At 62.3% G+C, this 13354-nt stretch carries 8 protein-coding genes; all 8 read right to left on the bottom strand.

Annotated features, from left to right (window positions below; genetic code table 11):
• Positions 1-945: 945 nt before the first annotated feature.
• The gene (gene ligA / locus AB8A33_RS17610) at positions 946-3318 is read right to left on the bottom strand and encodes an NAD-dependent DNA ligase LigA (protein ID WP_439093923.1); all 2373 of its coding nucleotides are present in this window, start codon (positions 3316-3318) and stop codon (positions 946-948) included.
• Positions 3319-3345: 27 nt separating this feature from the next.
• Positions 3346-5019 carry a DNA repair protein RecN gene (recN, locus tag AB8A33_RS17615; protein ID WP_439093924.1) on the bottom strand — a complete coding sequence of 558 codons (1674 nt, stop codon included), beginning with the start codon at positions 5017-5019 and terminating at the stop codon, positions 3346-3348.
• A gap of 13 nt (positions 5020-5032) precedes the next feature.
• Positions 5033-5929, bottom strand: coding sequence for an outer membrane protein assembly factor BamD (locus tag AB8A33_RS17620; RefSeq protein ID WP_439095960.1), 897 nt, complete (start codon positions 5927-5929; stop codon positions 5033-5035).
• Positions 5930-6223: 294 nt separating this feature from the next.
• Positions 6224-7189, bottom strand: a complete 966-nt coding sequence (gene lpxC, locus AB8A33_RS17625; RefSeq protein WP_439093925.1) for a UDP-3-O-acyl-N-acetylglucosamine deacetylase — start codon at positions 7187-7189, stop codon at positions 6224-6226.
• 345 nt (positions 7190-7534) lie between these two features.
• The gene (gene ftsZ / locus AB8A33_RS17630; RefSeq protein WP_439093926.1) at positions 7535-9304 is read right to left on the bottom strand and encodes a cell division protein FtsZ; all 1770 of its coding nucleotides are present in this window, start codon (positions 9302-9304) and stop codon (positions 7535-7537) included.
• A gap of 98 nt (positions 9305-9402) precedes the next feature.
• Positions 9403-10728, bottom strand: a complete 1326-nt coding sequence (ftsA, locus tag AB8A33_RS17635) for a cell division protein FtsA (RefSeq protein ID WP_068734085.1) — start codon at positions 10726-10728, stop codon at positions 9403-9405.
• Positions 10725-11729 (bottom strand): cell division protein FtsQ/DivIB, encoded by a 1005-nt coding sequence (locus AB8A33_RS17640; protein WP_439093927.1) that lies wholly within the window; start codon positions 11727-11729, stop codon positions 10725-10727. Before AB8A33_RS17640 ends, ftsA begins: the two co-directional genes overlap by 4 nt.
• A gap of 509 nt (positions 11730-12238) precedes the next feature.
• On the bottom strand, positions 12239-13249 hold the full coding sequence (locus tag AB8A33_RS17645) for a D-alanine--D-alanine ligase family protein (protein ID WP_439093928.1): 1011 nt from the start codon (positions 13247-13249) through the stop codon (positions 12239-12241).
• Positions 13250-13354 lie beyond the last annotated feature (105 nt).

A 13354-nucleotide genomic window follows, 5' to 3' on the forward strand; every position in this document is an offset into this window, starting at 1 on the left:
TCGTGCCACGAACGCTGTCCTCGCATGGGAGAGACCCCACCCCGGCCTATCGGCCGCCCCTCCCCACTGCGCTTCGCTTGGGGGAGGGATTCCTTTGGCGCCTGTGCGTCGTTGCTGATGTGAATGTCAAACAGCCACTGTTCCGCAGACATGCGTCATCGCCCCCATTGTTTGCGGCGCGGGGGCGCCGTCGTGTTTCGCATTCCCGCCCCCTTGCGAGAGGGCGTGCGGAACGCCGGGTGCCCGTTGCACCCTTGGGCCTGATGCCGATGCGGTCTTCCGCAGGGGTAATGCATCAGGACTTTCGGAGGCGCCGAGCGAGTGCCCGACGTTCCGCCTGCGGTGTTTTTTCAGCCTGCTTGCGCTTTGCCTTGGCGAACGATCCGATCACCAAAACTATGGTCCCACGGCGGAGGGACAGGGAGCCTCAAGCGAGAAAGCCGGACGCGTTTTGACTTGGTCGTCCGTCACACTGTCCAGGGGTCTTTCCATCCCAAGGTCGGCCGTCTCCTTGCCAGTGGCAGTGCTGGCGCAGATCCGTCCTGCCCGAAGACAGACGTCACCCATGAACCGCGTAACGCCGCATCTCCGGCGTCCACCGCACCCAGCCCCGCGAACGTGACGATCGCGCTCGCCCCTCTCATCGGGGCTGGACGGAGGGGAATATAAACCTGACAGGGATGCTGTCAACGGGATATAGGAAAATATGTTTATGGATGTTAGGGCCCACACTCGTCATTCCGGGGCGGGACCGGCGCCGAAGGCGACGGGACTGAACCCGGAATCTCAACGTTGGAGTCTCCGTAGAGCCAAACACTCCGGGATTCCGGGTTCGCACTGCAGCGGCTTCGCCGCTTTCATGCGTCCCGGAATGACGAGCCAAGACGGCACCCCGCATGACGAGTGTGGAGCGAGCGCGCGGGAAAATGCCGGGTACGATCGCCCCTACCCCCCGATCAGCGCCAGCCACTCGTCTTCCGTCAATACGGCGACGCCGAGATCGCGCGCCTTGGTGAGCTTCGAGCCGGCATCCTCGCCGGCCACCACATAGTCCGTCTTCTTCGACACCGAGCCTGCGACCTTGGCGCCGAGGCGCTCGGCACCGGCTTTGGCTTCATCACGCGTGAACTTGGTCAGCGAGCCCGTGAACACCACGGTCTTGCCGGCCACCGGCGTGTCGGTCTTGGCCTGCGCGACATCGAGCACCTCGATCTCGCCAAGCAATTCGTCGAGCGCCTTGACGTTACGCTTTTCGGCGAAGAACTCGACCACCGCGTCTGCGACGATTTCACCGACGCCGTCGATGGCGTTGAGATCGGAATAGGCTTCAGACGTATTCTCCTCGCCGCCCTGCCCCGCAGCGGCCGCCAGCATCGCATCGCGGAACGCGGTGAATGATCCATAGTGCCGGGCCAGCAGCTTGGCATTGCCTTCGCCGATGTGACGGATGCCGAGCGCGAAGATCAGGCGATTGAGCTCGATCTTGCGGCGGTCATCGATGGCGGCGAACAGGTTGCGCACCGAGGTCTCGCCGTAACCTTCACGGTCTCGCAGCTTCTTGGTGTTGCGCTCGTCGCGCTTCTGCAGCGTAAAGATATCGACGGGATGCATGATGATGCCCTCGTCGTAGAATTCCTGGATCTGCTTGTCGCCGAGCCCGTCGATGTCGAAGGCCAGCCGCGAGACGAAATGCTTGAGCTTCTCGACCGCCTGCGCCGGACACACCAGCGCGCCGGTGCAGCGCGTGACGACTTCGTCATTCTCGCGGATGGCGTGGCTGCCGCAGACCGGACACTTGGTGGGAAATTCATACGGCTTTGCGCTCTTCGGGCGCTTGTCGAGGACAACATTGACGACCTGCGGGATCACATCGCCGGCGCGCTGCACGATCACCGTGTCGCCTTCGCGGATATCGACGCCGTCGCGCAGCGGCTGGCCGTCATTGCCGATGCCTTTGATGTAATCGGCATTGTGCAGCGTCGCATTTGACACCACGACACCGCCCACCGTGATCGGCGTCAGCCGCGCCACCGGCGTCAGCGCGCCGGTGCGGCCGACCTGGATATCGATTTTCTCCAGCACCGTGGTCGCCTGCTCGGCCGCGAATTTATGCGCGATGGCCCAGCGCGGCGCGCGGCCGGCAAAACCGAGCCTATCTTGCAGATCAAGCCTGTTAATCTTGTAAACGACTCCGTCAATATCGTAGCCAAGCGACGAGCGCTTGGATTCGATATCCCTGTAGAAACCAATTACCTCGTCGACGGTTTTACATACTTGAACAAGGGGATTCACAACGAATCCCAGCTTCTTCATCCACTTCAGCATGCCGATCTGAGTATCGGCGGGACGTTCGCTTAGCTCACCCCATGTATAGGCAAAAAACTTCAATGGGCGAGACTTCGTCACCACAGGATCTTTTTGGCGCAGTGAACCAGCAGCGAAATTCCTTGGATTTGCTGCAACCTGCTTTCCAGAATTCTTTTGCCGCTCGTTGAACGACACAAAGTCCTCGGTACGGATATATACTTCACCACGCACCTCGCAGACTTCAGGGATCCTTTTTCCTTTTAGCTCCATTGGTATTTCGGGAATATTTTTCACGTTTGCAGTGACGTCTTCGCCTTCCGCACCATCGCCCCTCGTAGCGCCGGTCACGAGCTTTCCATACTCGTACCGCAATGACATAGAGAGACCGTCGATCTTCGGCTCAGCAACCACTTCAGGGATATTCTCTGAATTCAACCGGAGGAATCTGCTGGCCCGCGCCAAGAATTCTGAGACATCATCGTCGTCAAATGCGTTATTTAGCGAAAGCATCGGCACCGAGTGCCGCACCTTTGCAAATGATCCGGACGGCCTTGCTCCAACGTCCAAATACCTTCTAAGGATGCGATCTCCGCCAAACTCCTCGGCCAACAACAACAAATCTTTTAAACAATCATACTCGGCATCTTTGACATCCGACTTGGACTGATTGTTGTACAAATTGTCTTGAATCCGAACAAAGTCGAATAGCTTGCTGTAGGTCGTTGAGAGATTCTGAAATTTTTCGATGTTGCTTCTAGCGAAGGACAAAAAATCCTTCTTATCCGCAACCTTCGAGTACTGATCGAAAATCGGATAGTGAAAAGTAACATATAAATCGCGCAACAAATTATCTGGCAGGTACTTGAAGGTTTTTTCGACAGTGCTGGAGTTATAGCGGGACAAGACTTGAGGAATATCTCGAGCGAGCCGCGAGATTGCCTTCTCGCGATCCTCGCTTCTTCCGAAATTTAGATCTTCGCGCTTACCCGGCTCGCCAAAAAAATCAGTCATGTTTAACGTTCTCCGACCGACCGCCTATTAAACGGCCGAACGCAGCAATCGATCCGCCGCCGCCCTCGCCTCAGCGGTAATCTCTGCGCCGGCCAGCATGCGTGCGATTTCCTCGCGGCGGTGGTCCTTGGCCAGCGTGTTGACGCGGGTCGCCATGCGCTTGCCCTTGTCGAGGGCGTCCTTGGAGATCAGTAGGTGCTGGTCGGCCCGTGCCGCAACCTGCGGAGCGTGGGTGACGGCCATCACCTGGACCTTGCCGGCGAGCCGCGCCAGGCGCGCGCCGATGGCGTCGGCCACCGCGCCGCCGACACCCGTATCGATTTCGTCGAACACCAAGGTCGGCGCGGAGCCCTTGTCGGAGAGCACGACTTTCAGCGCGAGCAGGAAGCGCGACAGTTCGCCACCGGAGGCGACCTTCATCATCGGGCCCGGACGGGTGCCGGGATTGGTCTGAACCCAGAACTCGACGCGATCGATGCCGTGCGGACCCGGCGTCCCTGCATCGCTGTCGACCTGGGTGATGAATTTCGCACGTTCGAGCTTGAGCGGCCCGAGTTCGGCGATGACGGCCTTGTTGAGCTTCTCGGCGGACTTGATGCGCGCGGCCGAAAGCTTGCTCGCCGCAGCGCTATACTTCTTGTCGGCCTCCGACGCCGCGCTCTCCAGTCCCTTGAGCTGGCCGGCGCCGGCATCGATGGTGGCAACATCGGCAAAGTATTTCGCGGCCAGCGCGGCGAGCCCGTCGACCGGTGTCGAATATTTGCGCGCGGCGCCGCGCAGCGCGAACAGACGTTCCTCGATGCGCTCCAGTTCGGCGGGATCGAAATCGGCGGCAATCAGCGCGGCGGTGAGATGCTGGTCGGCCTCTTCCAGCGCGTTGATGGCGGTGTCGATCGCCTTCACCGCGGGCTCGACCAGCGTCGGCATTGATCCGGCGCGGCGCTCCAGCCGGCGCACGGCGGCGGCCAACGACGAGATCGGCGAATGATGGCCAGACACAGCCTCCTGCGCCTCGCGCAGATCGGCCGCGATCTTCTCGCCCTGCATCATGCCGGTGCGGCGCTCGGCGAGCTTGGCCTCCTCGCCCTCCTTCGGATTGAGCTTCTTCAGCTCATCCGCGGCATGGCGCAGATAATCGGCGTCGCGGGCGGCGCGCTCCATATTGGCGCGATGGGTCTCCAGCGCCGCATAGGCGGTCTTGCGGGCGTCCCAGAGCGCTTCCAGCGCCGTGACGTCCTTCTCCAGCCCGGCAAAGGCATCGAGGAGGCGGCGATGCGTGGCGGCATCCACGAGGGCGCGCTCATCGTGCTGGCCGTGGATCTCGACCAAAGCGGCGCCGACCGCTTTCATGGTCTGCACGGAAATCGCCTGATCGTTGATGAAGGCGCGGGTACGGCCGTCGGCGAGCTGCACGCGGCGCAGAATCATCTCGCCGGACTCGTCGTCGAAACCGTTATCCCGAAGAATCACCAGTGCCGGATGGCCCCTGGCCAGATCGAACACGGCCGTCACCTGGCCCTGTTCGACGCCGTGGCGCACCAGCCCGGCATCGCCGCGGCCGCCGAGGGCCAGCGCAAACGCATCGAGAAGAATGGATTTTCCGGCGCCGGTTTCACCGGTCAGCACTGCAAGACCGCGGGAAAACTCGATATCGAGCCGTTCGATCAGGACGATGTCACGGATCGACAGACGGGCCAGCATGGGAGGTCAGTTCCTAACCGAGGCCAAATCGCTTGAAGGCCTTGCTCAGGTAAGACCCCTTGTTCTCGCTCGGTTCGAGACCGCCGGACTTTACAAGATTGTAGGCGTCTTTGTACCACTTGCTGTCAGGAAAGTTGTGGCCAAGCACGGCGGCAGCGGTCTGCGCCTCGCCGACCACGCCGATCGCCATATAGGCCTCGGTCAGGCGCATCAGCGCCTCCTCGACGTGACGCGTGGTCTGATACTGCGTCACCACCGTCTTGAAGCGGTTGATGGCGCCGGTGTAGTTGCGCTTTTCGAGATTGTAGCGGCCGATTTCCATTTCCTTGCCGGCGATCTGGTCGCGCGCGCCTTCCAGCTTCTTCTTGGCCGAGGTGGCATATTCCGAGGTCGGATATTTACGCACCACTTCCTCGAGCGCGGCCATCGCCTTTTCGGTGCGGCCCTGGTCGCGCGAGATGTCCGGGATCTGGTCGTAATGCGAGGCGGCGATCAGATATTGCGCATAGGCCGCATCCGGGCTGCCGGGATGCAGCGTGACGTAGCGCGTGGCCGAGCCGATGCAAGTGTCGTAGTCGGCGGATTCGTAAGCCGCATAGGCCGACATCAGCAGCGACTTGCGCGCCCATTCCGAATACGGATGCTGACGATCGACTTCCTCGAATTTCTTCGCGGCAGCCTTGGGATCCTTGTTCTGGTTCATGAGGTACAAGCCCTCATTGTAGAGCTTGTCAGCGGGCTCCTCGACGAAGGTGTCGTCCTTGATGCCGAACTTGTCCCACAGCGCGCCCGTGCCACAGCCGCTCAGCGGCACGGCCAGCACGATAAGGCTCGACGCCAACCGCACGTGGCGGCCGAAACGGGTGAGCAGGGAATCGCGGGATTCGAGCGTAATGCGCTGTGCCGACATATATCTGAGACCTGACGCCTTCATGCGGTGTCTGCGCGTGCGATCGCGCACAATCACGGACCAACCGGATACGCGCCCGCAGCTTCGCTTGGCGACCGCGTGCTCTATCTACCCGAATGACGTCCGTTAACCAACCGGATACGGAGCCATTTCGCCGGGATTAAGGCGAAGGATGTGGAGATACAGGGAGTTATGGTTACCGGGGATGTCCCGATACACGCAAAGGTCCGCGCTCGCGCAAAAGCGCAACGCAAAATACCGGCAGCGGGTAGAAGGAGGCCAGAAAGCCCGATCTCAGGAAACGTCCGGGCCGAAAGCCGGCGCGATCATACCGCCAAGCATGCCCGAGGTAACATCGGCGCTGGCGCGCCCGCGGCGGGCCGGAACGGCGTCGGCTTCGACGATCTTCCAGGCGGACCGATCGGCCATCAGGGCGCAGAGCACGGCATTGTTGAGCTTGTGGCCGCCGCGCACCGAACGATAGGCGCCGAGGATCGGCAGACCGGCCAGCGCGAGATCGCCGACGGCGTCCAGCACCTTGTGGCGGGCGCATTCGTCGGAATAGCGCAAGCCTTCGGTGTTGAGCAGCTTGTCGTCATCGAACACAACGGAATTCTCGAAGGACGCGCCGAGCGCGAAACCGGCGCTCCAAAGGCGGGCCACGTCGTTCATGCAACCGAAGGTGCGGGCACGGGCGATATCGCGGCGGAAGGATTGAGGATTGAGGTCGAGCACGTAGCTCTGGCGGCCAATCACCGGATTGGCGAAGTTGATTTCGACTTCTGCGCGGAAGCCCGCGGCATAGGGGCGGATTTCGCCGAACGAGTCACCGATGGCAACCTGCACCGGTTTGAGAACCTGAATGAAGCGGCGGCGGGCGCCCTGCTCCACGATGCCGGCCTGATCGATGGCGGCGACGAAGGCGGCTGCCGAACCGTCCATGATCGGAACTTCCGGGCCATCGATTTCGATGGTGGCGTTATCGACACCCATGCCGCGCAGCGCAGCGAGAACATGTTCGGCGGTGGAAACGATTGGGCCTTCACGATCGCCGAGCACGGTGGCAAACTCGGTGGCGATAACAGATTTGGCGTCGGCCTGGATTTCGCGATCGGCACCTTCAAGACCGGTGCGAACAAAAATATAACCTGCATCGACGGGCGCAGGTCCAAGCGTGAGACTGACAGGCTTTCCGGAATGGACGCCGACACCGGTAACGGTGGCTTGCGATCCAAGCGTGGTCTGTCGGCTGAAAGTCATAAGGTACCCACCCAAGTAGCCTCTCGTCATGAGAGGGACTCTCTCAGTCGAACCTTGCGGCCTCCTGAGTCCCCGAGTCGCAGTGACATTAACCCCTGCCACAAAGTGCGCCAACTCACGCTTTTTTACCGATTGTTACCCCACCTTTGCCGCAATCAAGCCAGGGGTTTACCAAAATTTCTGCCGGTTCCACGGCTCTTTCGAGCCTTGGCAGAGCGCATCGGTAAAGATTAATGACTTACTATCAATAGGTTAAGGAACTCCACCGCTTTTGGCGGCCGTCACAAACGAAAGCCCCGGCTGATCCAGCCGGGGCTTCGGTCGTCGACACGATTGTAACAAAGGTCAGCTGGTCTGGCGGCGCAGGAAGGCCGGGATATCCAGATGGTCGTCGCCCTGTGGCGCTGGCGCAACAGGTGCCGGACGGCCATGAGAATCAAGACCCTGCGGTGCCGGACGGCGGGCGTATTCGGACACCGGGGGCTCGTTGCCCATCTGCTGGGCGACGCTGCGCTGTGGCTTACGTTCGGGCAGCGGCGGCATCGGAGCCATCGGCGGGGCCGACGGACGACCGGAGACCGGCGCTTCCGTTTCCTCGTCGCGACGGCCGAGACCGACATTGGCCAGACGCTGCAGCAGCGACAGGCGAGCCTTCTGCGGTTCCTCTTCCGATTCGCCGCGTGCCTGACGGATCTCATTCTGGGCCGGCATCGGCAGTTCTTCGAATTTCGGCATCCGCGGAGCGCGCAGCGGAGCACGTTCGGCCGATGGCGGAATGAACTGCTCGGGGATCGGCGCTTCGACAGGGGCTTCCTGACGCGGCGCTTCCGGGAACAGCGAGGGCTTCTGCGCGATCGGGCGCACCATCACGTCGCCATACTGCTGCGGCGCAGCGGCTTCAGGAGCCACGGCAGCGGCGATGGCGGCGAGCGCGGCACGCTCATGGCTGGTCGCCGGCGCGCGGGGCGCAGCGGCCGGAGCCGGAGCGCCTGCAGACTTGGCGGCGGCCGCAGCGGCGATGCGCTGGTTGTCCGCACGGAGACGCGCGGTCAGATCGGCCAAGCGGGCATCCGGAGCGCCGTTGCCAGCAGGAGCAGCAATGGCCGAGGTCACGGTAGTGACCGGAGCCGAGGAATTGCGGGCCAGCATGGCCTGCTCGATGCCGGTGGCGACGACCGACACACGGATCACGCCGTCTAGGCTCTCGTCGAAGGTGGCGCCGACAATGATGTTGGCGTCGGCATCGACTTCCTCGCGGATACGGGTCGCGGCTTCGTCGACTTCGAACAGGGTCAGATCCTTGCCGCCGGTGATCGAGATCAGCAGGCCGCGGGCACCCTTCATCGAGCTATCGTCGATCAGCGGGTTGGCGATCGCAGCTTCCGCTGCGGTCAGCGCGCGCTTCTCACCGGTGGCTTCGCCGGTGCCCATCATCGCCTTGCCCATCTCCTTCATGACTGCGCGCACGTCGGCGAAGTCGAGGTTGATGAGGCCTTCCTTGACCATCAGGTCGGTGATGCAGGCAACGCCAGAGTAGAGAACCTGGTCGGCCATCGCGAAGGCGTCGGCGAAGGTGGTCTTCTCGTTGGCGACCCGGAACAGGTTCTGGTTCGGGATGATCAACAGCGTGTCGACCACCTTGTGCAGCTCGGCAATGCCGGCTTCGGCCGTGCGCATGCGGCGCTGGCCTTCGAAGTGGAACGGCTTGGTGATCACGCCGACGGTGAGGATGCCCATGTCGCGCGCGGTCTTGGCGATGACAGGAGCTGCACCAGTGCCGGTGCCGCCGCCCATACCGGCGGTCACGAACACCATGTTGGCACCGGTCAGGTGATCACGGATTTCGTCGATGACTTCCTGCGCGGCGGCAGCGCCAACGTCGGGCTGAGAACCGGCGCCGAGACCCTGGGTCACCTGCGTGCCCATCTGCACGATGCGCTGGGCCTTCGACATGGTCAGCGCCTGTGCATCGGTGTTGGCGACGACGAAATCGACGCCCTGCAGACCGGCTGTGATCATGTTGTTGACGGCGTTGCCGCCAGCGCCACCGACACCGAACACGGTAATGCGGGGCTTCAGCTCGCTGATATCAGGTACGTTGAGATTGATGGTCATGAGGTTGCCTCTCGATTACGCGCGCGTTGTGTGGTCATGCCATGGGCCGGTGGCCGATGGCGTCGGAGATGGAAAAAACACTGGCCGGAAAAATTTCATCAGAAGCCCTCTCGAAGCCATCGTCCGACCTTTCCGAAATAACCGTCACTGGTCCCTGTCTTGAGCTGCCGCGTATGCCGCGGTTCGACATGTTCAAGGTGAGCGAATTGCGGATAGACCAAGAGGCCCGACGGCACCGCGAACGAAGCGCTCTTGGCTTCATTGGGCAGCCGGCCGAAGCCGAGTGGTCGCGCAATGCGAACGGACCGTCCGAGAATCTGGCTGCCGAGTTCGGCAAGGCCCGTGAGCTGCGACGCGCCGCCTGACAGCACCACGCGTGCGCGCGGTTCTGCAGCGAAGGGCGAATCCGCCAACCGGTCCCTGACCATCTCAAAAATCTCCTCGGCACGCTGACGCACGATGTTCGCGATCGTGGCGCGGGACACGACCTGCGGAAAATCGCGATCGTTATCACCAGCCGTCGGCACGTTCATCAGTTCGCGCGCATCGGAGCCACCCGTCAGCACCGTGCCATATAACGTCTTGATTCGCTCGGCATCCGCGATGCAAGCACCGAGTCCGCGCGCAAGATCCATGGTGATGTGTTGCCCGCCGACCGCAAATCCCGACGCATGCACGAAGCGTCCGCCGGAATAGGTCGCGATCGTTGTCGTACCTGCGCCCATCTCGACGACGGCAGCACCGAGATCGGTCTCGTCATCGGTGAGAACAGAGAGACCCGCGACATAAGGCGCCGCAGCCATGGCTTCGACATTGAGATGGCAGCGCTCGACGACCAGCATCAGGTTACGTGCGACCGTCGCGTCCGCAGTGACGACGTTCATATCGACGCCGAACTGCGAGGCGACCATGCCCTTGGGATCGCGAATGCCCTTCACGCCATCGAGCGAATAGCCGACCGGCAATGCATGGAGCACCGTGCGGCCCGGCGGCGTCGCGTGGCGCATGCCGGTCGAGGTGACACGTGCGATATCGGAAGCCGTGACGGCGCCGCCCTTGATATCGGCTGACGCTTCAATCAGTTGGCCCTGCAGGCGACCGGCCGACACTGACAGCAGCACGGATTCGACGCGAACCTTGGCCATACGTTCGGCCAGCGCCACCGCCTGACGGACGGCCTGCTCGGCCTCGCCCATATCGACGATCGCGCCGGACTTGACGCCGCGCGACTGGATCTGGCTGTAGCCGATCAGTTCAACCGCATGGCTGCGGCCGCGCAGGGCTTCGTTCGGCGCGGATGGCCGCAGACGCGCGATCATGCACGCGATCTTGCTGGTGCCGACGTCCAGCGACGCCACCAGCGCGGTGCGGTTGGCCGCCATCTGACGCGTTTTCGGCGCCTGGTTGCGATCGAGACCGGTCATGCCGCGCCAGCCTTCTTCTTGGACTTGTCTTGTGCCTTGAACAGATCTTCGCGTGCCTTCGCGGCGTCTTCCGACAGCCGCACGGTCAGGCGATCCGACAGCCGCATGTCGATGGCGACGATGTCGCGCGAGAACAGGCGGTCTTCCTTGTCGAGCTTGCTGAGCATGGCCAGCGCGTTGCCGACGTCGTTTTCCGGGAGGCGAATGTCGAGGCCGTCCTTCAGGCGGAGATTCCAGCGGCGTTCGCCGACGAAGATCGCGGCCTTGGTGACTGAGCGGACCTGCGGATAGCGATCGAGTAGTGCCAGGAAATCCCTGGCGCCACTGTCGGCGCCCTTGCCCACCACCAGCGGCAGCGACATGAAGCGGCGCGACACGTAGTTTTCGAGAACGGCACCGTCATCGGCGATCACCGAGAGACGACCGTCCTCCTGCCACAGCGCAAAGGCCGTGCGCTCGGTGACATCGATCTGCAGACGGTTCGGATACAGCTTCAGCACATTGGCGTCGGCAATCCACGGATTGGCCTTGAGCTTGTCGCGGACAGCCGCGGCATCGAGGAAGAACAGCGAGGAGCGACCATTGACGCCGCCGATCGCCAGGATCTCGTCCTGGGTCAGCTGCTTGCGGCCGTTGAGAATGACAGAGGCGATGCGGAAGCCCGCGGCATTGGCCGCAACATTGCGCGCATCGCTGAAGGCTTCGACCATTTCGTCGACGTGATTGCCCTTGACCATGCCGAACGCAACGCTGCCGGTCAGCATCAGCACGGTGGCGGCAATGCCGACGCGGCGCGGCGCGTAACGCTCGAGCATCGCGATGAAGCGATTGGTGCTCTGTTCGCGGACGACAGGCTTGGCGGCACGAAAACGGGCCCAGAAGCGGGCGAGCGGGCTCAGCTGCTCACGCAGCAGAATACCTGCCCCAAGGGCAGCCATTTTAAGATCAGCTTGGGGCCTCAAGGGTCGCGCCGACCGAGAGAGGCGTCCTCCACCATCCATACCACGAGCTCGTCACAGGTTACGCCCGCATTGGCGCGGGACTTAAGGCGCGAGTGACGTCTCGGTCCTGCCGGAATGGATTCAAGCCTTTGAAAAAGGCCGGTTTTCCATCGATACGCGACGATACGGAACGCCCGCACAGCTCACGCCTCGGCAGCCAAGCGCAACACGCGCCGCCAGCGTTAACCTTCGGCCTTCCTGGTAAACAAAGTGTAAAGGGGATGCGTGCAGAGCGCGATTTGATGCGGCTGTGGAAGACTTTAGCCGAGGTGTGGCCGACGTGCCCGAGGGAACTGCGGCGGCATCGTGGCCGGCGCAAGGTGGGGCCGGGAGATCGTTGAAGTTGTCATCCCCGCGAAGGCGAGGATCCATACACGCCAGAGTACGGGCGAGAGCGCTGTAGATGTGGCGCGGCTACTGCTTCAATTACATTGACCGTGGTTATGGGTCCCCGCCCCGCGCATGCCTTCGGCATGCTAGGCGGGGACGACACCCGAGAGGACGCAGTCTCACCCGCCTGCGCGCTTCACCGCCAGATCAATCTGCCCATTCAGGAAATCGACGAAAGTAATCCCCTGCGCGTTCAACGCCTTGGGATAGAGTGACGCCTTGGTCAGACCCGGGAGCGTGTTGGTCTCCAGATAGACTGGGCCTTTGGCCGACACGATGAAGTCCGACCGCGAATAGCCGCGACAGGACATCGCGCGGTGCGCCTTGACCGCGAAATCCATGATCGCCGCTGAAACCTCCGGCGTGAAACGCCCGGGGCAGATCTCCTGCGTCGACTTGGCGAGATATTTCGCCTCGTAGTCGAAACCGCCATCGGCCGGGATGATCTCGATCGGCGGCAATGCGATCAGCGAGCCATCTGCCTGCTCGAGCACGGCGCAGGTCGCCTCAACGCCGGCGACGAACGGCTCGATGACATAGTCCTCGGTCTTGGCCGCATTGCGCACCGCGACGAGATCCTGCTTCGCATTGACGAACATAAGGCCGTAGCTCGATCCATCACGCGCGGGCTTCGCGATCAGCTTGCCGTATTCGGCGAGCGCCGCTTCCATGTCGTTCAATGCGACACCCGCCGCGATGGGCACGCCAGCGATGGCTGCGAAGCGCTTTGCGCCGACCTTGTCGAAAGACAGATTGGATGATGCCGAACCGGACCCGGTGAACGGGATGCCGCGCATTTCGCACATCACCTGCAGCTCACCATTCTCCGCAGCGCCGCCATGCATGCCGAGCACCAGCAGGCGGTTCTCGGCCTTGGCCTTGTCGAGCGCCTGCGTCAGCACGCCGATGCTGCTGCCACCGGGCTTGAACGGGTCCTCGAACGGCCGCGCATGCGCGAGCAGCGCCGTGCCCGACGTCTCGTAGACGCGGTCATCGGCATCCCAGAACCACAAATCGGCGTGAGGCAGCGCGCTGTGCAGCGCCTGTGCGGAGGCCACCGACACCAGACGCTCCTTGTTCAGGCCACCAAACATGATGGTGATCCGCTGAGGTCTCGCCTGCTCCGTCATCGTGTCGTCTCCGAACCCATCCGCGAATCGCGCCTTTGCCGACAAGGCAATAGCATCAGGTCATACGAGTCATATAATGCCTTGTCGGGGACGGTTTTGCGAGCC

This window comes from Tardiphaga sp. 813_E8_N1_3 (assembly GCF_051811025.1).
Classification (GTDB): domain Bacteria; phylum Pseudomonadota; class Alphaproteobacteria; order Rhizobiales; family Xanthobacteraceae; genus Tardiphaga.